The 21435-nt window shown below is 72.0% G+C and carries 17 protein-coding genes and 1 riboswitch; of the genes, 10 read left to right on the top strand and 7 right to left on the bottom strand.

Features of this window, described 5'->3' with window-relative positions; genetic code table 11:
- The first annotated feature begins 53 nt into the window (after positions 1 to 53).
- On the top strand, positions 54 to 575 hold the full coding sequence (locus tag AB0368_RS25780) for a putative immunity protein (RefSeq protein ID WP_366156525.1): 522 nt from the start codon (positions 54 to 56) through the stop codon (positions 573 to 575).
- Between the two features lie 7 nt (positions 576 to 582).
- On the opposite strand, the gene AB0368_RS25775 is transcribed toward AB0368_RS25780, so the two are convergent.
- Both AB0368_RS25775 and AB0368_RS25770 read right to left on the bottom strand, forming a co-directional pair.
- On the bottom strand, positions 583 to 1458 hold the full coding sequence (locus tag AB0368_RS25775) for a diacylglycerol kinase family protein (RefSeq protein ID WP_366156682.1): 876 nt from the start codon (positions 1456 to 1458) through the stop codon (positions 583 to 585).
- Positions 1458 to 2960 (bottom strand): FAD-binding oxidoreductase, encoded by a 1503-nt coding sequence (locus tag AB0368_RS25770; protein WP_366156524.1) that lies wholly within the window; start codon positions 2958 to 2960, stop codon positions 1458 to 1460. Before AB0368_RS25770 ends, AB0368_RS25775 begins: the two co-directional genes overlap by 1 nt.
- 17 nt (positions 2961 to 2977) lie before the next feature.
- Between AB0368_RS25770 and AB0368_RS25765 the strand changes: the two genes are divergently transcribed.
- From AB0368_RS25765 to AB0368_RS25745, 5 genes are all read left to right on the top strand, one after another.
- Complete coding sequence (locus AB0368_RS25765) at positions 2978 to 3580, top strand: TetR/AcrR family transcriptional regulator (protein WP_366156523.1); 603 nt, start codon at positions 2978 to 2980, stop codon at positions 3578 to 3580.
- Positions 3577 to 5103: a glycerol-3-phosphate dehydrogenase/oxidase gene (locus AB0368_RS25760; RefSeq protein WP_366156522.1), complete on the top strand. Its 1527-nt coding sequence runs from the start codon at positions 3577 to 3579 to the stop codon at positions 5101 to 5103. Before AB0368_RS25765 ends, AB0368_RS25760 begins: the two co-directional genes overlap by 4 nt.
- A gap of 132 nt (positions 5104 to 5235) precedes the next feature.
- Positions 5236 to 5868 (top strand): TetR/AcrR family transcriptional regulator, encoded by a 633-nt coding sequence (locus tag AB0368_RS25755; RefSeq protein ID WP_366156521.1) that lies wholly within the window; start codon positions 5236 to 5238, stop codon positions 5866 to 5868.
- A 3-nt stretch (positions 5869 to 5871) separates the two neighbouring features.
- The gene (locus tag AB0368_RS25750) at positions 5872 to 7608 is read left to right on the top strand and encodes an ABC transporter ATP-binding protein (RefSeq protein WP_366156520.1); all 1737 of its coding nucleotides are present in this window, start codon (positions 5872 to 5874) and stop codon (positions 7606 to 7608) included.
- A 32-nt stretch (positions 7609 to 7640) separates the two neighbouring features.
- On the top strand, positions 7641 to 9563 hold the full coding sequence (locus AB0368_RS25745; RefSeq protein WP_366156519.1) for an ABC transporter ATP-binding protein: 1923 nt from the start codon (positions 7641 to 7643) through the stop codon (positions 9561 to 9563).
- Between the two features lie 64 nt (positions 9564 to 9627).
- Here the strand turns inward: AB0368_RS25745 and AB0368_RS25740 are convergent, their stop codons facing one another.
- The gene (locus AB0368_RS25740) at positions 9628 to 12546 is read right to left on the bottom strand and encodes a Calx-beta domain-containing protein (protein ID WP_366156518.1); all 2919 of its coding nucleotides are present in this window, start codon (positions 12544 to 12546) and stop codon (positions 9628 to 9630) included.
- A 14-nt stretch (positions 12547 to 12560) separates the two neighbouring features.
- Positions 12561 to 12640, bottom strand: a riboswitch (cyclic di-GMP riboswitch).
- Positions 12641 to 12900: 260 nt separating this feature from the next.
- Here AB0368_RS25740 and AB0368_RS25735 point away from each other — a divergent pair.
- On the top strand, positions 12901 to 13446 hold the full coding sequence (locus AB0368_RS25735) for a TetR-like C-terminal domain-containing protein (RefSeq protein ID WP_366156517.1): 546 nt from the start codon (positions 12901 to 12903) through the stop codon (positions 13444 to 13446).
- On the opposite strand, the gene AB0368_RS25730 is transcribed toward AB0368_RS25735, so the two are convergent.
- Positions 13387 to 14595: a hypothetical protein gene (locus AB0368_RS25730; protein ID WP_366156516.1), complete on the bottom strand. Its 1209-nt coding sequence runs from the start codon at positions 14593 to 14595 to the stop codon at positions 13387 to 13389. The two genes, AB0368_RS25735 and AB0368_RS25730, sit on opposite strands and share 60 nt — an antisense overlap.
- Positions 14596 to 14737: 142 nt before the next feature.
- Between AB0368_RS25730 and AB0368_RS25725 the strand changes: the two genes are divergently transcribed.
- From AB0368_RS25725 to AB0368_RS25715, 3 genes are read left to right on the top strand one after another with little or no spacing between them, the layout of a single operon-like run.
- Positions 14738 to 16240 carry a family 16 glycosylhydrolase gene (locus AB0368_RS25725; RefSeq protein WP_366156515.1) on the top strand — a complete coding sequence of 501 codons (1503 nt, stop codon included), beginning with the start codon at positions 14738 to 14740 and terminating at the stop codon, positions 16238 to 16240.
- 25 nt (positions 16241 to 16265) lie between these two features.
- Positions 16266 to 17444 (top strand): hypothetical protein, encoded by a 1179-nt coding sequence (locus AB0368_RS25720; RefSeq protein WP_366156514.1) that lies wholly within the window; start codon positions 16266 to 16268, stop codon positions 17442 to 17444.
- Positions 17441 to 17749 carry a hypothetical protein gene (locus AB0368_RS25715; RefSeq protein WP_366156513.1) on the top strand — a complete coding sequence of 103 codons (309 nt, stop codon included), beginning with the start codon at positions 17441 to 17443 and terminating at the stop codon, positions 17747 to 17749. The genes AB0368_RS25720 and AB0368_RS25715 overlap by 4 nt, the downstream gene beginning before the upstream one ends.
- On the opposite strand, the gene AB0368_RS25710 is transcribed toward AB0368_RS25715, so the two are convergent.
- The 3 genes from AB0368_RS25710 to AB0368_RS25700 are packed head-to-tail and all read right to left on the bottom strand — an operon-like array spanning position 17689 to position 21433.
- The gene (locus AB0368_RS25710) at positions 17689 to 18576 is read right to left on the bottom strand and encodes a sulfotransferase domain-containing protein (RefSeq protein ID WP_366156512.1); all 888 of its coding nucleotides are present in this window, start codon (positions 18574 to 18576) and stop codon (positions 17689 to 17691) included. The two genes, AB0368_RS25715 and AB0368_RS25710, sit on opposite strands and share 61 nt — an antisense overlap.
- Before the next feature lie 11 nt (positions 18577 to 18587).
- The gene (locus AB0368_RS25705) at positions 18588 to 20078 is read right to left on the bottom strand and encodes a lipopolysaccharide biosynthesis protein (RefSeq protein WP_366156511.1); all 1491 of its coding nucleotides are present in this window, start codon (positions 20076 to 20078) and stop codon (positions 18588 to 18590) included.
- Positions 20075 to 21433 carry an O-antigen ligase family protein gene (locus AB0368_RS25700; protein ID WP_366156510.1) on the bottom strand — a complete coding sequence of 453 codons (1359 nt, stop codon included), beginning with the start codon at positions 21431 to 21433 and terminating at the stop codon, positions 20075 to 20077. Before AB0368_RS25700 ends, AB0368_RS25705 begins: the two co-directional genes overlap by 4 nt.
- Positions 21434 to 21435: the final 2 nt, after the last annotated feature.

Raw genomic sequence — 21435 nt, 5'->3', positions numbered from 1 at the left:
TACGCTGAGAGTATACGCCGAGGGAATACCGACCCGTACGCAAAGATGACGCCATGGATGACCTCACCCGGTCCGAGCTCCGCGAGGTTGCCGACTATGCGGCGGCATGCGCGGGGCCGGCCTTGGCGATCTTCGAACGGGTACGCCCTGACGACGGGCGCCCCCGAGCCGCGATCGACGCCGCGCGGGCGTTCGCGGAGGGAGGCGAGCGCACCAAGGCGCTGCGGGACTGCGCGTGGGCGGCCCAGCGCGCGGCCCAGGAGACCCGCGACGCAGGGCATGCCGCGGCGAGCGACGCTGCCCGAGCGGCCCTGGCGGCGGCCGGTGCGGCGTACCTGCACCCACTGGCGAGGGCCACCCAGGTCAAGCACATCCTCGGCGCGGCCGCCCATGCCGCCCGGGCGCTCGAGCTCGACGCCGGCGACGATCCCGCCGTCGGAGCCGAGCGCATCGCGCAGGCCCGGCTCCTCGCGAGTCCCGTCGTGGTGGACGTCCTGCGGCGCTATCCTCCGGCCCCGCCCGGCGGCGGGCGCGTCGGAGAGCTGATCCGCCGGCTGGACGCGTCGCTCCGGTGATCCCCGCTCAGGCGCCGATCATCCGGAGGGCGCCCGGGCGTACCGTCACCGTCGCCGGACCGGGCGGCAGCGGCTCGCCGTCGGCATAGAAGGGCGTCGGGCGGTCGGTGGCGATGGTGACCTCGCGGACCGGCCGGGACGCGATGCCCGGCATGGTCACATGCTCGCCGCGGCGCATGGCGGCGAGGACCGGCACGAGCCGGCGGCGCCCCATCTCGCCGATCGTCACGAGGTCGAGCAGCCCGTCGTCCAGCCGTGCCGCCGGGGCGACCCGCAGCGCGCCGCCGTACCAGGCGCAGTTGGCCACGACGACGGTGTTGCCGACCAGCCGCTGCGGCTGCCCGTCGACCACCAGGTCATAGGTGACCGGCCGCCAGCGGGCCAGCACGCCGGCCGCGGCGATCTGGTAGGCGATCGGCCGGCGCGGCAGACGCCACCGGTTGGCCGCGGCGTTCGCGGCCGCGTCCAGGCCCGCGCAGACGCTGCCGAGCACGACGCGGTCCCCCACCATCGCCACGTCGACCGGCCGGCTCGGACGCTCCCGCAGGGCCGCGGCGAAGGCCGCCGGGTCGTCCCGCGGCAGCGGCACCGCCCGGGCCAGGTCGTTGCCCCGGCCCGCCGGCACCACCCCGAAGTCCGCCGCCGTGCCGATCAGGCCGGCCGCCACCGCCCCCACCATGCCGTCGCCGCCGGCCGCCAGCACCGTCTCACCCCGGGCGGCGGCCGCGGCGGCCAGCTCGGTGGCATGCTTCAGACCCCGGCTGTACGTGACCCGCACCCAGGCCCCGCTCTCCCGCAGCGCCCGGGCCAGAGTGATCATCGTCGCCGCGGCGGTCCCCGCACCGGCGGCGGGGTTGACGACCGCGGTGAACGTCTCGCGCATCACGGGAGCAGGATTCCCGGGTTGAGGACGTCGTGCGGGTCCATGGCCCGCTTGACCGCGTGCAGCACGGCGGTGCCGACCGGGCCGATCTCCTCGCCGTACCAGGAGCGGTGGTCGCGGCCGACGCCGTGGTGGTGACTGATCGTGGCGCCGGACGCGACGATCGCCTCGCCCGCCGCCGCCTTCGCTGCCCGCCACTGGGCGATCGGGTCCTCCGCCTGCGCGGCCACGACGGTGAAATAGAGCGAGGCGCCGGTCTCGTACACGTGGGAGATGTGGCACATGACCATGGGCGGCGTCCCGGCCGCACTGAGGGTCCCGACCAGCGCGTTCCGGACGGCGGCGTACGTCTCGGGGAGGCGGTCCCAGAAGGTGGCCGTCTCCAGCGTCTCGGCGAGCGCTCCCGCGTCCAGCAGGGCGTCGCGCAGGTACGGCGCCCGGAACCGGCCGGCCTCCCACGCCTTGCCCGGCTCCTCCCCGAGCGGCTCGCCCCCGTACTCCGCGAGCCGTTCGGCCGGGTCCGCGCCGGGGAGGTGGCCCACGATGGCGAGGCAGCCGCCACCGGCCTCCGCGCCCGACCCGGTCGCCGCGTTGATAGCCGTCTCGGCCTCGTCGGAGAGCCGCAGCACCGCCGGCAGCGGGCCGTCCTGGGCGAGGGCGCGCACCGCCCGCATCCCCGCCTCGAACGACGGGAAGGCCCAGCCGGCGTACCGGAGCTCTCGCTGCGGACGGATGCGCACGGTGATCTCGGTCAGCACGCCGAAGGCGCCCTCCGAGCCGAGCAGCAGCTGGCGCAGGTCGGGCCCGGCGGCGGACTGCGGCGCCCGGCCCAGGTCGAGGGTTCCCGCGCCGGTGGCGGCCCGCAGGCCGACGACCATCTGGTCGAACCGGCCGAAGCCCGCCGACGCCTGGCCGCTGGAGCGGGTGGCGGCGAAACCGCCGAGCGTCGCGTACTGGAACGACTGGGGGAAATGGCCCAGGGTGAAGCCTTCGGCGGCGAGCATCTCCTCGGCGCGCGGTCCGCGCACGCCGGCCTGGAAGGTGGCCGTCCGGGAGGTCCGGTCGAGGCGCAGGAGCCGGTCGAGGCCGCTCAGGTCGAGGGCTACCACACCGGCATAACCGTCGCGGACCGCCCGCAGGCCGCCGACGACGGAGGTACGGCCGCCGTGCGGCACGACCGCCACCCGGTGCTCGGCCGCCAGCCGCAGCACCTCCAGCACCTCCTCGTGCGAGGTCGGCCGGGCGACGCCGTCCGGCGCGTCAGGCACCGAGCCACCGCGGGCGGTGAGAAGGTCCTCGGTGGACATTCCGGCGGCGTGGCACAGGCGGGCGGCCGGCGAGACGTCGAGGCCAGGGAAGTCCGGCAGGGGCGCGGGTTCGGGCAGCACCGGCTCGGCCGCCGGGCGGGGCCCGGTCACGCCCAGCGCGGCGGCGAGCAGGTCGCGCACGGTGGCGGGCAGGGTGACGGCGTCGGCGGGATCTCCCCAGCGGAAGGTGGTCATGCGTTACACTGTGACACATGACGTCAACTCGTAACACCCCTGCCCGTGAGCGAGGTGATGACGCGCTGCTCGACGCGGCCCGGGAGTGCGTGCTCGCGGTCGGCCTGCGACGCACGACGCTCACCGACGTGGCGCGGCGAGCCGGCGTCTCCCGCATGACGATGTACCGGCGCTGGCCGGACATGGCGACGCTGATGGCCGATCTGATGACCCGCGAGTGGAGCACGCTGGCCTTCGCGGCGGAATCGGACGCCGTGGGTGAGACGGCACGCGAGCGCATCGTCGACGGCCTCGTCCGCGGCTCGCGGGCGCTGCGCCGGCACGCGATGTTCCGGCGCGTGGTCGAGCTCGATCCCGAAGTGTTGCTCCCCTACCTGGTGGATCGTCGTGGCAGCGTGCAGGACGCCATCCTCGAGCACCTCGTGGCGGCGATCACGGAAGGCCAGGGCGACGGCTCCCTGCGCCGGCAGGACCCGGTGCTGTTGGCGCGTACGGCGGTCCTGGCCGTACACGGTTTCGTCATCTCCGCCTCGACCATGACCGGGGCGGACGGCGACATCACCGAGGACGCGCTCGACGACGAGCTGCGCCTGCTCCTCGACCGGCACCTGCGGCCGTGAGCGCCACCTCGCTGTCCGCGGCCCGCCGCCGCCGCGACCTCGCCGAGCTGGCCGGCGGCACGACGGTCGATCTGCTGGTCGTGGGCCTGGGCGTGACCGGCGCCGGGGTGGCCCTGGACGCCGCGTCCCGCGGGTTGTCGGTGGCCGCCGTCGACGCCGCCGACCTCGCCTTCGGCACCTCCCGCTGGAGTTCCAAGCTGGTCCACGGTGGACTGCGCTACCTCGCGGGCGGCCACATCGGGCTGGCGTACGAGAGCGCCACCGAGCGGGACGTGCTGCTGCGGCGTACGGCCCCGCACCTGGTCAGCGCGCTGCCGTTCGTGCTGCCGCTCACCCCGTTCGTCCCGGCGCCGAAGGCCTGGCTGACGCGGGCCGGTTTCGCCGCGGGCGACGCCCTGCGCATCGCGGCCGGCACGCCGCGCGCCGCCCTTCCCCGCTCCCGGCGCATCTCGGCCGTCGAGGTGCGGCGGCTGGCACCCGCCGTACGCCGCTCGGGCCTGCGCGGCGGGCTGATGCAGTGGGACGGCCAGCTGGTCGACGACGCGCGGCTGGTCGTGGCGCTGGCCCGTACGGCGGCCGGCTTCGGCGCGCGCATCGTGACCCACTGCGCCGTCGAAGACCTGCACGGGCGGGGCGCCGCCGTCCGCGACACGCTGACCGGCGAACGCCACGAGCTTCGGGCGCGGGCCGTGGTCAACGCCACCGGGGTCTGGGCCGGCGAGCTCGACCCGACCGTACGCCTGCGCCCGTCCCGCGGCACCCACCTGGTGCTGCGCGCCGCGGCGCTCGGCCACCCCACGGCCGCGCTGACCGTACCCGTGCCGGGCGAGAGCAACCGGTTCGTCTTCGCGCTTCCGCAGGCAGGCGGGCTCGTCTACGCCGGTATCACCGACGAGCCGGTCGACGGCCCGGTGAGCGACGTGCCGCAGCCGAGTCCGGCGGAGGTCGGCTTCCTGCTCGACGTCTTCGCGACCGCGCTGGAGGCCCCTCTCACCGAGGCCGACGTCGTGGGTACGTTCGCCGGCCTGCGGCCACTGCTGGCGGGACGGGCGGACAGCACCGCCGACCTGTCACGGCACCATGCCGTACGCACCTCCGCCTCGGGCGTCACCACTGTGGTGGGCGGCAAGCTCACGACGTACCGGAGGATGGCGGCCGACGCGGTCGACGCTGCGGTGTCCTATGCGGGGTTGAGCGCCGGCCCGTGCCGGACCGCGCGGTTGCCGCTGGTCGGGGCGGCACCGGCTGCCCGGCTGGCCAGGCTGAGCGCGCCGGCCCGGCTGATCGCCCGCTACGGCGCCGAGGCCCCGGCCGTGCACGCCCTCGGCACGACGGATCCGGCCCTGCGGGAGCCGGTGGCGCCGGGCGTCGAGGTGACGGGCGCCGAGCTGCTCTTCGCGGTACGCCACGAGGGCGCGGTGACCGAGGACGATCTGCTGGATCGGCGCACCCGCCTCGGCTTGGTCCCGGCGGACCGCGAGCGTGCGGTGCCGGCGGCCCGGGCCGCCCTCGCCGACGTCTGAGCCCCGGCGCCGTGCAGCACGCGGCGCCGGCGGCCCGGAGCCACCCTCTCCGACGCCTAAGACTGAAATCCGACCGAAAGCCATGACAAATATCAGTGGCTGAGTGAGTGCTCGCTCAGTAGTGTCGCCGGCATGAGTTCCACGCCCGGGCAGGTGCGCCGGCGTCGGGTGCCCGCGATGGCACCCGACGACCGCAGGGCCGCCCTCATCGCCGCGACCGTTCCCCTGCTGCTCGAGTTCGGGCTCGAGGTCAGCACGCGGCGGATCGCCGAGGCGGCCGGGGTAGCAGAGGGCACGATCTTCGGCGTCTTCCCCGACAAGCAGTCGCTGATCGTGGCGGCCCTGCTGGAGACGCTCGACCCGCAGCCCACCCTGGACGCGATCGCGGCCATCGACCCGGGCGCCGGGCTGCGCGCGCGGCTCTCCAGCGCCGCCACGCTGATCAACGAGCGCTTCGCCGAGAACGCCCATCTCATGGCCGGCGCCCGCAAGCTGGTGCTGGCCTCCGGCAGTCATCCGGAGGCGGCCGAGCGGATGGCCCGGTCCCGTGAGCGGCTGCAGGCGGTCCTGGCCGAGCTGATCACGCCCGATGCCGCCCTCCTGCGGCGCCCGCCGGCCACGGTCGCGGGGCTGCTTCTGCTCTTCTGCGGCGCGAACTCCTTCGGGCCGTTCGGTGATCCCGCCCGCTTCGACGGGGACGAGATGGTCTCGCTCCTGCTCGACGGCCTGCTCGTCCCATCCGAAACCGATCCGAGAGGTGCCTGAAAGGTGCTGATCCGACTACTGCGTGCGCGGTTGCGGCCGTACGGAAAGTCGATCCTGCTGGTCGTGCTCTTCCAGTTCGTCGCCACGCTGGCCACGCTCTATCTGCCCACCGTGAACGCCGACATCATTGACAAAGGGGTCGTGCCCGGCGACACCGGCTACATCATGCGCGTCGGCGCGGGGATGCTCGGCGTGTCGCTGGTGCAGATCGCCGCGCAGGTCGCGGCGGTCTACTTCGGCGCGCAGACGGCCATGGGCGCCGGGCGCGACATCCGGGCGGCGATCTTCTCCCGGGTGATGGACTTCTCGTCCCGCGAGGTCGGGCAGTTCGGCGCGCCCTCGCTCATCACCCGCATCACCAATGACGTGCAGCAGGTCCAGATGCTCGTGCTGATGGGCTTCCTGCTGACGATCTCCGCACCGATCATGTGCGTGGGCGGCGTCCTGCTCGCGCTGCGCCAGGACGTGCCGCTGTCCGGGCTGCTGCTGGTGATCCTGCCGCTGCTGCTGATCGTGGTGCTGATCCTGATCCGCCTCATCCGCCCGCTTGTCCGCCGCATGCAGGTGCGCATCGACAAGGTCAACCGGATCATGCGCGAGCAGATCACCGGCATCCGGGTCATCCGCGCCTTCGTCCGCGACGAACACGAGCAGGCCCGCTACGGCGCCGCCAACGACGAGCTGACCGACGTCTCGTTGCGGGTCGGCAAGCTGATCGCGGTCATGTTCCCCAGCCTCATGCTGATCGTGAACCTCTCCAGCATCGCCGTGCTGTGGTTCGGCGGGCATCGCATCGAAAGCGGCGCGATGCAGGTGGGCGCGCTCACCGCGTTCCTGAGCTACCTGATGCAGATCCTCATGGCGGTCATGATGGCCACGTTCATGTTCGTCATGATCCCGCGGGCCGACGTGTGCGCCGAGCGCATCGAGGAGGTGCTGGCCGCCGAGACGTCGGTTCTGGTCCCGGCGAACCCGGTCACGCAGCTGACCCGGCACGGCGAACTCGAGCTGCGCGACGTCGCCTTCCACTACCCGGGAGCGGAGGCGCCGGTGCTCTGCGACGTGCACCTGACGGCCCGGCCGGGCGAGGTCACCGCCGTCATCGGCAGCACCGGCTCGGGCAAGACGACCCTGCTCAACCTCGTGCCGCGACTCTTCGACGCGACCGGTGGCGAGGTTCTCGTCGACGGCGTGGACGTACGCCGGCTCGACCCCGGGCTGCTGTCGCGGCTCGTCGGCCTGGTGCCGCAGAAGCCGTACCTGTTCGGCGGCACGGTGGCGTCGAACCTGCGCTACGGCAACCCGGACGCCACCGACGAGGAGCTGTGGGCGGCGCTGGAGGTGGCGCAGGCCCGCGACTTCGTGGAGCGGATGGAGGGCGGGCTCAAGGCGCGGATCGCGCAGGGCGGGACGAACGTCTCGGGCGGTCAGCGGCAACGGCTGGCGATCGCACGGGTCCTCGTGCACCGGCCGGAGATCTACCTCTTCGACGACTCCTTCTCGGCGCTCGACTACGCGACCGATGCGGCGCTGCGGACGGCACTCGCCCAGCAGACCGCGGACGCGACCGTGGTGATCGTCGCCCAGCGGGTCAGCACCATCCGCGACGCCGACCGGATCCTCGTGCTCGACGAGGGCCGGGTCGTCGGCACCGGCACGCACACCGAACTCATGGACACCAACGAAACGTATCGGGAGATCGTTCTCTCCCAGCTCACGGAGCAGGAGGCAGCAGCGTGACGGCTCCTGGTGGCCGGCCGGGAGGGGCGCCCATGGGCGGGCCCCGGCCGATGATGGGCGGCGGCGGCATGCCGACCGAGAAACTGCAGGACTTCAAGGGCTCCAGCAAACGTCTGCTGCGCATGCTGCGGCCCCAGCGGATGCTGGTCGGCGCGGTGCTGCTGCTCGGCATCGCCGCCGTGACGCTGTCGGTGGTGGGCCCCCGCATCCTCGGCCACGCCACCGACGTCATCTTCGCCGGCGTCGTCGGCAAGAGCGTGCCCTCCGGCGTCTCGAAGGAACAGATCGTCGAGCAGCTGCGGGCCCGCGGCGAGAACAACCGGGCCGACATGCTCTCCGCCATCGACTTCGTCCCCGGTCAGGGCGTCGACTTCACCCGGCTCGGCCACATCCTGCTGTGGGTGCTGGCGATCTATCTCGCGGCCTGGGTCTTCGGCGTGTTCCAGGGCCGGCTCACCGCCCGCGTCGTCCAGGCGACCGTGTACCAGCTGCGCCAGGACGTGGAGGCGAAGCTGTCCCGGCTGCCGCTGTCCTATTTCGACAAGCAGGCCCGGGGCGAGGTGCTCAGCCGCGCCACGAACGACACCGACAACATCGCGCAGACGTTGCAGCAGACGCTCGCCCAGCTCGTCACGTCGCTGCTGACGATCGTCGGCGTGCTCGCGATGATGCTGTGGATCTCGCCCTTGCTGGCGCTGATCGCGCTGGTCACCGTGCCGATCTCGGTTTGGGTCACCACCCGCATCGGCAAGCGCGCGCAGCCGCAGTTCGTCGCGCAGTGGGCGACGACGGGCCGGCTGAACGGGCACATCGAGGAAATGTTCACCGGCCACGCGCTGGTCAAGGTCTTCGGTCGCTCGCGGGAGGCGGCACAGACCTTCGACGACCACAACTCCAAGCTGTACGCGTCCAGCTTCCGCGCCCAGTTCATCTCGGGCCTGATCCAGCCGGCGATGCTGTTCATCAGCAACATCAACTACGTGCTGGTGGCCGTGGTCGGCGGCCTGCGGGTGGCCTCCGGCTCGTTGTCGCTGGGCGAGGTGCAGGCGTTCATCCAGTACTCGCGCCAGTTCAGCCAGCCGCTGACCCAGGTGGCGAGCATGGCCAACCTCGTGCAGTCCGGGGTGGCCTCGGCGGAGCGGGTCTTCGCCCTGCTGGACGCCGCCGAGCAGTCGCCCGAGCCGGCGTCGGCGGGCGCACGCCGGGTGGAGGGCCGGATCGCCTTCGAGCACGTCTCGTTCCGCTACCTGCCGGACAAGCCGCTGATCGAGGACCTGTCGTTCAGCGTCGAGCCCGGCCAGACCGTGGCGATCGTCGGGCCCACGGGGGCGGGCAAGACGACGCTGGTCAACCTGCTGATGCGGTTCTACGACGTCTCGTCGGGCCGGATCACGCTGGACGGCGTCGACATTGCCACGATGCCCCGGGCCGAGCTGCGCGAGCACATCGGCATGGTGCTGCAGGACACGTGGCTGTTCGGGGGCACCATCGCCGACAACATCGCGTACGGCGCGGACGATCCGTCCACCTCGGACGTCGCCGCGGCGGCGGAGGCGGCCCACGTGGACCGTTTCGTCCGGTCCCTGCCGGACGGCATCGAGACGGTGATCGACGAGGAGGGTTCCAACGTCTCCGCCGGCGAGAAGCAGCTCGTCACGATCGCCCGGGCGTTCCTCGCGGAGCCGAGCATCCTGATCCTGGACGAGGCGACGAGCTCGGTGGATACCCGCACCGAGGTGCTGATCCAGCGGGCGATGAACACGCTGCGCACGGGCCGCACGTCGTTCGTCATCGCGCACCGGCTGTCGACCATCCGCGACGCCGACGTGATCCTGGTGATGGAGGACGGCGCGATCGTCGAGCAGGGCGGCCACGACGAGCTGATCGCGGCCGGCGGGGCGTACGCCCGGCTGTACTCGGCGCAGTTCGCCCAGGCGGCCGTCGAGGTGGATTAGTCCAGGGGAAACAAGCGGAAGGGGGCGGCCCGGTGGGCCGCCCCCTTCGTCATTGCCAGGTGGTTCAGCGGATCGTGACGCGTGCGCTATGCGAGGTGTTGGTCAGCATGCCGACGTCGCCGTCGCCGTAAACCGTCGCCTTGTAGAGGATCGACTTGCCGGACTTGAGTCCGGTCAGCGTCCGGATGTACTTGCCCTCGGAGTTCAGCCGGCCGGTGCCGACCGTGCTCCAGGTGCCGTCGCTGTTGGCGCGCAGCAGCCGGACCGAGAGGCCGGCGACCCGCGGGTCACCGAAGACCGACAGCGTCGCGGCGCCCTTGCTGGAGGACCGGACGTAGAAGTCCGGGTCCTGCTTGAGGTACACCTTGATCGCGTCGGACTCGTTGTCGCCGTCGGTCACCTTGAACCACCAGCCGGTCGTGGTGAACTTCGGCGAGAAGGAGTACGCACCGTCCTCGTCCGAGGTCGTGGTACCCAGGCTCTCCCACTCGGCGTCATCGGCGGCGCCGATCGGCTTGCCCATCAGGCTGAGCTCGGTGCTGGCCAGGGCCGTACCACTCAGCTTGAGGGAGCCGACACCCAGCCGGTAGCTGGCCGAGGACTTGAGCGAGATGTCACCGGGCTGCGCGTCAGTGTCGCTGGCCGCGATGGTGATGACGCCGTCCTTGACCGAACCGGTGTTGCCGAAGCCGACGCCGCTGACGAGGATCGTCTCGGCGGGCTCGGCGGCGTCGTCGTCAGCGATCGTCACGCTGCCGATCGCCCAGTTGGTGCCGGTGGCCGTACCGCCCGGGATCGTGATCGTGAACGACGTCGGGGTGAAGTCGGCTGCCGAGGCGGCCGCCTTGCCGTCCATCGCCTTGCCGACGAGCGTCAGGTTCAGCGGCGTGTCGCCCTGGGCGACACCGGTGATCAGGCCGTTCAGGGTGAGTGCCTTGCCCTCGGTGGCGTCCGCGGAGGTGACCTCCAGCTGCGGCGCCGCGTCGTCGTTGGTGAGCGTGACCTGTGCGGTCAGCGGGCCGCCGGTCGCCTCGTCCTCGTTGACGCCGTCGCGCACGATCGTGTAGCGGATCGTCTCGGCCGGCTCGAACACCTCGTCACCGTTGACCACGAACAGCACGTACTGCGAGGTCGTGCCCGCATCGAACGTGCCGGTCAGGGCCGTCAGCTCTTCGTAGTCGTCGTCGCCGGGGTCCGACCCGGCGTCGCCGACCTCGGCCGCCGTGCCCGCCGGGGTGCTGGAGCGGGTGGCGGTCCAGTCGATCGCCTTGGCGCTCGGGTTCGACAGCTTGATCTCGAACAGCACCGCGGACGGACCGTCGCCCTCGGGCATCGTGATGTCGGTCTTGTTCAGGCTGATGATCGGCTTGGCGTCGTCGTCGGTGATGGTCACCTGGTTGCCGCCCAGCGACAGACCGGCCGCGAGGCCGCCGCCCACATCGGTGAGGGTGACGAGCATGTTCTCGCCGCTGGCCTCGTCGACGTTGTCGCCGATGACGTCGACGGTGAAGGTCTTCTCGGTCTCACCGGCCGCGAAGGTCAGCGTGCCGGTGGTGGCGGCGAAGTCCTTGCCGTCCTCGGCGTCGCCGATGGTGCCGCCGTTGCCCGTGCCGTCGGCGACCGCGTAGCCGACCTGCTGCTCGCGACCGGACGCCTTGGAGAGCGTGACCTTGAAGGTCCGGGCGCGGCTGGTGGTCGCGCTGCCCTCGGTGATCTCGGTGGGGGCCAGCGTCACCTGCGGACCGAGCGTGGTGCCGCTGTCCTGGATGGTGCCGGTCGCCGCCGAGGTGGTGAAGAGCGTGGCGTTCGACGGCTCGGAGAGCTTGACCTGCAGGTCCTCGTCGATCTCGTCGACGTTGTCGGTCAGGGTCTTGACCGTGATCGGCGTGGTGGGCGTCGTGGCGCCCGCGGCGAACGTGACCGTGCCGCTGGCGACGGCCGTGTAGTCGTCGCCGGCCTTGGCGATCCCGTGCGTGTCGTCCGCGACGACTGGGCCGTCCTTGGTGTCCCAGCGAGCGGTGACGGTGTTCTCCGACGTACCCACCAGCGTGGCGGCGAAGGTGAGGGTCCCGCCCTCGGTGACGTTACCGGCCGCGGCGATCTTCATCACCGGGGCGGCGTCGTTGTCGGCGATGTTGACGGTCGCCGACTGGGTGCCCGCGACGTTCGCTCCCGCCGTCGTGTTGACGGTGAAGCTCTGGATCGCCGGCTCGTCGACCTCGTCGTCGAGGACCGGCACCTTGATGGTGCCCGAAGGGTCACCGGGATCGATGGTGATCACGTCGTCGACCGCGGTGTAGTCCTGGCCCGCCGTGGCGGTGCCGTTGGACGTCGAGATCGGGATCGTGATGGTGGACGTCGAGGTCTTCGACAGCGTCGCGGTGATCGTCGCCTGACGGGCCGCGTCGCTCGCCAGCGACTCGTTGACGGGGTTCGGAGTGGCCGCGAGCGTGAACGTCGGGTTGTCGTCGTCGACGATCGTGCCCGTGGCGGTCGCGTCGGAGAGGGTGATGGGCGAGCCGCCCGGCTTGCTGAGGGTGACGACGAAGTCCTCGTCGTCCGCCTCGTCGGTGGTGTCCTGCAGCGTCTGGACCGTGATCGTCCGGGTCTGCGCGCTGGCCGTGTTGGTGTAGGCGGGGAAGGTGATGCTCCCGGTCGTCACGGCCGTGTAGTCGGCGCCTGCAGTGGCATCGCCGTCCGACGTGGCCCAGGTGAGGGTCTCCTCGCCGAGTGTGTTACCGACGGAGGGCGCGGTGCGGGTGATGGTGAACGTCACCGAGCCGCCCTCGGCGCCTGAGGCGTCGGCGATCGAGTAGGTGCCAGCCGTGACGGCGGCCATGGCGGGCGACGCGACGAGGACGGTCGGCACGAGGCCGACGACGCCGGCGACGGCGGCCGACAGGACCGTACGGACCGACTTGGGTCCACGCAGCATGAACGGTACCGAGCCGCTCTTGGCTGCATGGGCTGGTTGATAGCGCATGTACTTCTGTCTCCTTCGGCGGCTGGGCCGCCTCCCGCTCGGGAGGTCCCTGGCTTTGCGTCCCCGCCTTTCGACGGGTTTGCCTTTTCTCGGTGCCGCACGCGACGGCGGGTGGAGCGCCGGCCATGAAGCCGGTTCGGCGCGGTCGGAAGCACGGGGACAAAGCTCGCACTTGGGAACTGCGCCGGTCGTACTGTAACCACGGATTTGGGGCGGTGTACCGGAAATGGACTTTTAGGTCGGATAGCCCTGTCAGCGCGGTTTTGTGCCGACTCGGGTCGCCGGTGATCAATCTTTCGTCCGACATTCACGGGAAATCTGACGGCTAAAAGTGTCCGGCGGTAACATCCGCGCGTGGCCGGCTATCACCACGGAAACCTGCGGGATGCGATCCTTGCCGCGGCCGCCTCCGCCATCGCGCGGGACGGCATCGGCGGGCTCAGCCTGCGCGCGATCGCCGCAGACATCGGAGTGAGCCACACCGCCTTCCGCCGGCACTTCGGCAGCCGCGAGGGCGTGCTCGACGGGCTCGCGGTGCAGGGCAACCGGTGGCTCGCCGACGAGCTGACCGCGGCGGCCGGCGCCGGGGAGTTCCGCGACGTGGGAGTCGCCTACGTGCGGTTCGCCCTCGACCACCCCGGCCACTTCACGGTCATGTTCCGCACCGACCTGCTGGATGACGACGACCCGGAGGTGATCGCCACACGTGCCACGGCGATCGCGCCGCTGCGCGACGGCATCCGTGCACAAGGGACCGGCGACCCGACCGCGGCGATGATCGCCGCATGGGGGCTGGTGCACGGCATCGCCTCGCTCGCGCTGGGGGGCGCGTTCCAGGAGTCACCGGAGGACGTCGAGGACCTGGCCCGGCGCGCGCTGGCGCTGCTGTTCCCTTCTTGAAGAGGCCGCGCGGGCCACCGGAATCCAGGACAACAGGACGGCCAACGCCAGCACCGCGACCAGCGGCACCCGCCACCAGCGGGTCAGCTCCCGCTCCGGCGGCGCCGGTGGGTCCGAGACCCACGGCCGAGCCGTCTTCGACCAAGCCAGGAAGGCGTCACCGATCGGCAGCAGGCCGCCGGCGTAGCGCTTCGACCACGGCGTGGTCACGGGTACGCCGACCAGCTCCCCGTAGTTCTCCAGCGCCCGCGCCAGCGTCGCGTCTCCCTGGACCCGGGCGGCCCCCAGCGTGACGGCCGTGGCCGACAGGCTGACTCCCAGCACCAGCGGCCCGGAGTCCACGTCACCGGCCCCGGAGACACCGGGCGGATACTCCCGGACCGCGGGCCCGAGGCGCAGCGGCCGGGTCACGAACAGCGAGCGGAAGCGCTGGTACTGCTCGCGGGCGAACGCGGGGTCGATGTCGGTGAGGAAGCGCTGGATGATGCTCTGCGACGAGCCGCGGGCGCCCGACGTCGGCGCCCCGGAGACCGGGTCGACGGTGTGCGGCATCAGCCCGGTCGCCGGGTCCAGGCGCACGCGTACGCCGGCCAGCCACCGCGTGACCGTGGCGCCGTACCGGGGAGGGAGGAGACGGTCGTGCAGGCGCAGCGAGGCCACCGCCACGGTCGAGTCCACCGGCCACGCCTGCCCCGGGTAGGCGGCGAGGTACGGCGTCGGCGCCGCGTCGAAGGCCGAGGCGAGGGCGGCGGAGGAGGCCTCGAACCGCTCGCGCAGCAAGGGGTCGGGACGCAGCGAGAGGATGCCGCCGCGCAGCCAGTTCGTCCACCCCTGGTAGAAGACGCCGTACGCGGGGGTGAGGCCGGCACTGAACGGGGCCCGGCCCTCCGGTGTCTCCAGATGCTCGAGCGCCCAGCGGGCCTCCTGCTCGTCGCCGAGGTCCACCCGGGCAAGACCGTAGAGGGCGTACAAGAAGAAGTAGCCCTCGGGGAAGAGCTGCTGGGCGTCCGTGGCCGCGTCGTCGTCGAGGGCCGCCCGCAGGAACGTCAGCTGCCGGCGTACCCCCGCGGGGTCGGGGGCCGTGACCAGGCGAACCCCTGCCACCAGGGCGATGAGGGTGACCACGACGGCGGCGATCCTGCGCAGCATGCGCCGAGCCTAGGAACCCACCGCCACCGGAGGATTGGCATTAGGTCCGCCTTAAGCCAGCATTAGCGAGCCTTTTGTGCGGCTGTGATCTATGTGCCCGCACCTATACGCTCCGACATCGACGAACCACAAAGGAGAGTTGATGTTGCGCAGGGCGCACGCGCCGGCCCACGCACCGGCACCGCGACGGGGGATCCGCAGCACCCGCTCGCTCACGGTCATCGGGATCGCCGTGGTGACTGTCACAGCCGCGACGCTCGTGCCGGTCTTCGCCGGCGACGAGGACGGGCTCACGTTGCACCCGGTGGCGGACACGACCATCACCCAGGTGCCGCAGGACGGGGACAACAACGTCAAGACCACGCTGGCGAGCTGCCCCTCGCTCTGCGACAACAACGCGCACGGCCGGCGGGACGCCACCCTGCAGTTCGCGGTGGACAAGCTGCCGGTCAACGCCACCAAAGTGAAGACGACCCTGCGCGTGTACGCGTGGCACGACGTCGCCGCCCGCATCCTGGCCCGCACGCTGCCCGGCGACCTGACCGCGGCGAGCACCCCGGCACAGCTCGCCACGGCCGGCAGCGTGCAGGCGCTGGACACGGTCAAGCAGGGCTACAACGAGTTCGACGTCTCCGCGTCGGTGCAGCGCAACGGCACCTACACGTTCGCGCTCTCCCAGGAGAACCTGAACACCCGGGTCTACTGGGCGTCGCGGGAGAACTCCAAGGAGAACCTGCACCCCGAGCTCGTGCTGGCGTACGAGACGCAGGGCAAGCCCACGGCCGCGCCCACTACGCCGGCGACCGCGTTGCCGCCGCCCACCACGGCACCGGCCACCACGCCGCCGGCGAGCAAACCCGCGGAGCCGACGAAGACCACCGCGGCACCGACCAGCAAGCCGCCGGCCGCCACCACGGCACCGGCGCCGCCGGCCGGCTGGGAGCTCGTCTGGAGCGACGACTTCAACGGCGGCAGCGTCGACAAGTCGAAGTGGAATCTGCGCGACGGCGAAGGCCGCGACATCGACGCCGGCTGCAACGTGGACAACGCGAAGAACACCTTCGTCGGCGGCGGCAACCTCACGCTGCGCGCCCTGCGGGAGAACTCCTCCTGCAGCTCGGAGAACCGCCAGTACACGCAGTCGTACCTCGACACCATCGGCAAGGCGTCGTGGAAGTACGGCCGTTTCGAGATGCGCGCCAAGTCCCCGAACAAGCCGGAGACGTCCAAGGGCCTGTGGCCGGCGTTCTGGCTGCGCCCCGACGACGGCGGCAACGGTGAGATCGACGTCACCGAGCTCCCCGGCGGCGAGGACTGGTACGACAAGTCCACCGCGGCCATCTTCTGGGACTACACCCCGGTCAAGCAGGACACCCGCATCAACCTGCCCACCGGCGGCTACCCGGCGGACGGTTTCCACACGTACACCACCGAATGGGACGCCACCGCGCTGAAGTGGTACATCGACGGGAAGCTGGTCTGGACCCGGGACCGGAGCACCACCCCGTGGTACGACAAGGCGTTCAACAAGCCGTACAACATCCGGCTGAACTTCCAGGTCGGCGGCTGGCTCGGCGACCCGGACGGCAGCACGCAGTTCCCGGCGGACTTCCTCGTGGACTACGTACGGGTCTATCAACGCTGAACGACGCTCACCTATGGTCTAGGGCGTGCTGAAAGAGTCTCTGGTTTTCGAAGACGGGCTCGGCTGGGTCACCCGGGCCGTGTTCGGAGACCCCGGTGTGACGGTCGCGGTGGGCGATGATCCCTCCGCGACCGTCCGGTACGCCGTGATCCCGTCGCTGGCCGGTGCCCGGTTCCTGCTGCCGCTGGCGTCGAGGCGGGTCACCGCGGCGTCGCTGCTGGCGTACAACGCGCTGCGGCCGCCAAAGGTCCGGGCGGGCCGGGCGGCGGTGGGCATGCTCGCCCGGTTCGGGCTGCTGGGCCTCACGAAGGCACCGATCCTGTCCGTGCACGCCCGGGAGCCGCGCGAGCTCCTCGCGGCCTTCCTGGCGGAGCGGCTCGGCGTGGACCGGCTGCACGCCGCCATCGGCATCCGCCCGCCCGACCCGCACCACAAGCCGACCCTGCAGCTCTTCGACGACCGCGGCCGGCCCCGCGGCTACGCGAAGATCGGCTGGAACGACGGCACCCGCGCGATGGTCCGGGCGGAGGCCGCCACCCTGGCCGACCTGCCGGCAAGTGGCGGCTTCCCGCCCGCGCCGCGGCTCGTCCTGCACACCCAGTGGCACGGCCGCGAGATCGCGATCATCGAGCCGATGCCGCGCACGGTCCGGCGCATCCGGCGGCCCGACCGGCCGCGCCTGGAGGCCATGCTGGCGGTCGCCCGGCGCGGCGGACCGGCCACTCCCCCGCGCCCGGTCACCGAGCTGCTGACGGCCTGGCGGCAGCGTGCGACCGGCGCCGACCCTCGCATCCACGCCTTCATCGACGCGCTGGACACCGGTCAGGAGCTCGAGTTCGGGGACTGGCACGGCGACTGGGTGCCGTGGAACATGGCCCGGCACCGGGGACGGCTGCTGGTCTGGGACTGGGAGAACCGGGCGGCGGGCGTACCGGTCGGCTTCGACCTCGCCCACCAGGCGTTCCAGACGGCCCTGTCGACCCACCGGCGGCCCGCGGCCGAGTGCGCGGTGGCGGTCGACGAGGCGCTGCGCGAGCACGGGCCGGCGCTGGGACTGGACGCGGCGGGGCAGCGCTTCGTGGCCGATGCCTACCTGGTGGAGCTGTGGCTGCGCACATACGAGCTGTCCGGCGGCGGCGCGGGCTGGAACCCGAAGCTGCACCCGGCGCTGCTCGACGTGCTCGCCACCCGCCTGCCCCGATGAGTGCGCTGCTGGCCGTCGAGAGGTGGTACCGGGAACGAATAGCGCGCCTGCTGACCCGCGGTGATCCGGCGGCCGCCCGGGTGCGGGCCAGCGCTCTGGCCGTGCTGTCCTCCGGCGGCACGCTCACCTCGGTGCAGCAATCGATGCTCACGTACGCCATCGAGGAGCTCGAACAGCGGCCGTGGAGCAGCTACCCGGACAGCCGCGAGATGCTCCACCTGGCCCGGCTCGTCGACGCCGCGGCTCAGGACCAGTCGAAGGTCATCCCCAGCCGGTCGGCCAGCGCCGCGTTGAAGGGCTTGTAGTACGCGCTCAGCTCCGCTCGTACGTCCTCGTCCATGCCCTTGCTCGGCCGGTCGTTGAAGACGTCGTACGCGGGCAGCTCGTACGACGGCAGGCCGATGAATCTCAGGATCTGCGCGTACGTCTCGGCCGGCCGCCTGTACAGCGTCTCGCTGGCGACGAAGAGCAGCTGGGAGCGGTCGAAGCGGTCCAGCCACGGCTCGAGATGTTCCAGGTAGCGGCCTCGCGCCCGGTACGTGTACCAGTCGTACGCCTCGGAGTGGTAGCCCGGATCGGCAAGGAGCCGTTCCCGCTCCCCCGCCGTACGGCTCTCCTCGGCCGCCAGGGCGTCGGCGAAGTCCAGCGGCTCCACGCCCTCGCCGCGCCGTTCCTTCCAGTGCGAGTACGCCCGCTCCACCGGGTCGCGCAGGAGCACGATCATCCGGGCCTGCGGTATGAGGTCGGCGACCCGGCCCGCCACCAGCGGATGGAACATGTACAGCGGCGCGGCCTCGCCCACCTTGGACGGTCCGCCGTGCTTGCGTTCCAGCGCGGCGCGCTGCCTGCGGGTCGGGAAGTGCGACCGGTACCAGGCCTCGCCGCGCGACCAGTTCTCCTCGAAGTAGTGCGAGGTCTTGGTGTTCCACGCAGGGAAGAGCCGCGGCACGAGGGGATGCTGGATCAGGTAGCGCCAGAGCGAGGTGGTGCCGCCGCGCTTCGTACCGATGACGAGGAAGTCCGGCAGTGGCCGATGGTCGCTGGTCCGCTCGCCGTAGCGCACCATCAGCTCCCGGACCTGCTCCCGGGCGGCCCGCGGGGCGACGCTTTTGATCCGGTCCTTCACGGTCATGGCGATCCTTCTCATCTCGCGGGCTTGAGCTGGTGACGGATGGCGGCGATGGCCGCGCGGACCCGGCGGTCGGCGAGCATCGCGAGGCAGCCGGCGGCGACGAGGCCGAGCGCGACGGCGAGGCCGGGCAGGCCCCGGCCGGCGACCAGAGTGCCGATCGCGGCGGCGACGCCGGTCGCGCCGGTCACGGCAAGGGCGGAGACGACGAGGGTACGGCCGAACAGGGCCTCCCCCAATGCCCGGCGGGCGAGCACGGCGGCCAGGACGTTCTCGCAGACGATCCCGATCGACCAGGCGATCGCGGCTCCCAGGGCACCCTGCCGCGGCACCAGCACGAGGCAGGCGACGACGTTGAGGGTCAGCCCGGCGAGGGTGGCCAGCAGGTGGCCCCGGCTGTTGCCGCTCATCAGCAGGACCGTCTGGACGAGCCCCACGCCGACGTTGACCAGCATGGCCACCGCCAGCACGGCCATCGGCGTGGCCCCGGAGCGGAACTCGGCCCCGAACAGCGCCAGGAAGGCCGGAGCGAAGACCGCCAGCATCAGGTACGCCGGCCAGGACAGCAGCACGATCCCGAGGGTGGTCCGGCGGTAGACCTGCGCCGCCTGGTGCCGCTGCCCGTCGCCCAGCAGGCGGGAGAGCTGCGGGGCGACGGCAACGCGCAGGCCCTGCATGATGAGCAGGCCCGCCAGGGCGTACCGGCCGACCGCGGCGAACACGCCGGCCTCGGCCTGGGTGGCCAGCGCACCGGTGAGCAGGACGCCGACCCACATGCTGCTGGCGTCGACGGCCACCGACGCGGCCCGCGGCAGGGCGAATCCCCAGAACCAGCGCCAGTCGGCGGACTCGGGCCGCAGCGACGCACCGGCCCCGATCCCGAGGGGCGCGGCGACCAGGGCGAGCGCGATGAGCAGTGCGACCGCCATCGGCAGCAGCCAGCCGCCGAAGCCGAGCAGCACGCCGCCGCCTGCCACCACCCCGGCGATCATCAGCGCCGGCCGGGCGATCGGCACGAAGAGGAATTGCACGGCCACGTACGCCGACACGGGCCGGGTCGCGCGGACCGCCGCGAGCAGCACCGTCGCGGCGACGATGACCGGTACGCCCGCGAACGCGAGCCGGACCAGCGCGGTGCCGGCCGGTTCGTCGAGCAGGGCCCGGGAGATCGGCCCGGCAGCGGCGATCCCGCCCATGGCGACCACCAGGGCCAGCCCCAACGTCGGCAGCACGGCGAGCGGAAGCAGGCGGGCGGCGTCGCCGTCACGGCCCGCCCGGCGGCGCGGCAGCGCCCACATCAGCCCGGTGTCAGCGCCGAGGCAGCAGATAGCGCCGACGATCGTGACGAGCCCGATCACGCTGAACAGGGCGCCGGAGCCGTCCGCGCCGAACGTCCGCACGATGACGGTGGTGAGCACGAAGCCGAAGGCACCGTTGACGGCCGCTCCGGCCAGGCCGATCGCGCCGCTGCGCGTGCTGCGACGCACCTCGGTGACCGCCGTCATGAACGGGACTCCTTCGGTTCGCGGTTGACGGGTCCGTCCACCGCGGCCAGCCCGAGGCCGACGGCGAAGAGCAGCACCGACATGTTGGGATCGATGTACGAGTAGAACGGCGTGACGATCGCGGCGATGACCGGCAGGCAGCTGAGCCACAGCCCGGTGGGCGTCACGGCGGCGGCGAGCCGGCGCGTGAGCACCAGCAGGATCACGTAGAAGCACACCGTGGCGGGGATCCCGTGGCTGTAGAGCAGCTGCCAGATCATGCCCTGGGTGCCGAGCGGCTCGGCGGCGTGCGTGGTGTCCACCGAGTTGGGCTGGCCGAAGCCGAGCAGGGGCGAGTGCAGGACGGCGGCCCACGTCTGCACGTACAGGTCGAAGCGGTCCGAGGTGGTGTCCGTCGTCGTAGTGCGGTTGGTGATCAGGTCGACGACCGGGATGAAGAGGGTGACCACCCAGCCGGCCAGCACGATGCCGGCGATCGGCAGCAGCAGCCGCACCCGGCCGCGGGCGATCTCCCGGCCCAGCAGGTAGAGCACCCCCGCGCCGAGCCCGATGAACATGCCACGGTTGAGCGTGAGGAACGCCGGCACGATGGACAGGGGCAGCGACACCAGCAGCGCCACCCGCATCCGGCCCCGCCGCACCGAGGTCAGATACGACAGCACGAACGGCACCAGGAAGCAGTACGCCGTGCCCCAGTTGTTCGTGTACGGATACGGCGCCGCCGGCCGGTAGATCGGGTTGCGGCTCAACGGGTTGAACTCGGTGGCGTCCAGGCGCGAAATGTCGGTGATGAAGCGCTCGCCCTGCACGCTGTGCGGCAGCACCATCTGGAACGGGCTCGCCGTGCTGAACTTGGGCGCGAGCACGCCCAGCCAGCCCAGCACCACCATGGCCAGCCAGAAGACGGCGAGCGGGTTGGCGATGCGGACCCACGAGACCCGGTCGCGGGCCAGGTTGTACACGTAGATGCCGACCATCAGGGCCGTGAACAGGTGCCCGAGCCGCAGGCCGAAGACGAACAGCGACGTGACGCGCTCCAGCCGGGTGGCGCTGATCGCGATGATGCCGAGCAGGATGAGCCAGAGCCACGTCCCGGTCGGCAGCCGTACGTCGCCGCGCGTGGTGAGCAGGGCCAGCAGGACCACCCCGAAGAACGGCCAGGCGAAGTACCAGACCCCGAGCCCCCACCAGAGCGGCATCAGCGCGAACATGCCGGCCAGCGGCCAGACCGGCAGCTTCGCGGTGCGTATCCGCCAGGCGCGCGGGTCGAGCACTCCCGGCTCGACGGCGGCGACCGCCCGCGCCCGGGCCGGCGCGGTCGCTCGTGCCCTCGGCCGCACGGACGTCCGGGCCAACC

This window comes from Actinoplanes sp. NPDC051475 (assembly GCF_040689425.1).
Lineage (GTDB): Bacteria > Actinomycetota > Actinomycetes > Mycobacteriales > Micromonosporaceae > Actinoplanes.
The sequence above is the reverse complement of the archived record's forward strand: the minus strand, read 5'-3'. Positions and strand labels throughout refer to the sequence as shown.

Excerpts from the sequence above, each read along its gene's own strand:
- AB0368_RS25780 (WP_366156525.1), top strand. The coding sequence starts at position 54 with ATGGATGACCTCACCCGGTCCGAGCTCCGCGAGGTTGCCGACTATGCG.
- AB0368_RS25775 (WP_366156682.1), bottom strand. The coding sequence starts at position 1,458 with ATGCGCGAGACGTTCACCGCGGTCGTCAACCCCGCCGCCGGTGCGGGG.
- AB0368_RS25770 (WP_366156524.1), bottom strand. The coding sequence starts at position 2,960 with ATGACCACCTTCCGCTGGGGAGATCCCGCCGACGCCGTCACCCTGCCC.
- AB0368_RS25765 (WP_366156523.1), top strand. The coding sequence starts at position 2,978 with ATGACGTCAACTCGTAACACCCCTGCCCGTGAGCGAGGTGATGACGCG.
- AB0368_RS25755 (WP_366156521.1), top strand. The coding sequence starts at position 5,236 with ATGAGTTCCACGCCCGGGCAGGTGCGCCGGCGTCGGGTGCCCGCGATG.
- AB0368_RS25745 (WP_366156519.1), top strand. The coding sequence starts at position 7,641 with ATGGGCGGGCCCCGGCCGATGATGGGCGGCGGCGGCATGCCGACCGAG.
- AB0368_RS25740 (WP_366156518.1), bottom strand. The coding sequence starts at position 12,546 with ATGCGCTATCAACCAGCCCATGCAGCCAAGAGCGGCTCGGTACCGTTC.
- AB0368_RS25730 (WP_366156516.1), bottom strand. The coding sequence starts at position 14,595 with ATGCTGCGCAGGATCGCCGCCGTCGTGGTCACCCTCATCGCCCTGGTG.
- AB0368_RS25725 (WP_366156515.1), top strand. The coding sequence starts at position 14,738 with ATGTTGCGCAGGGCGCACGCGCCGGCCCACGCACCGGCACCGCGACGG.
- AB0368_RS25715 (WP_366156513.1), top strand. The coding sequence starts at position 17,441 with ATGAGTGCGCTGCTGGCCGTCGAGAGGTGGTACCGGGAACGAATAGCG.
- AB0368_RS25710 (WP_366156512.1), bottom strand. The coding sequence starts at position 18,576 with ATGACCGTGAAGGACCGGATCAAAAGCGTCGCCCCGCGGGCCGCCCGG.
- AB0368_RS25705 (WP_366156511.1), bottom strand. The coding sequence starts at position 20,078 with ATGACGGCGGTCACCGAGGTGCGTCGCAGCACGCGCAGCGGCGCGATC.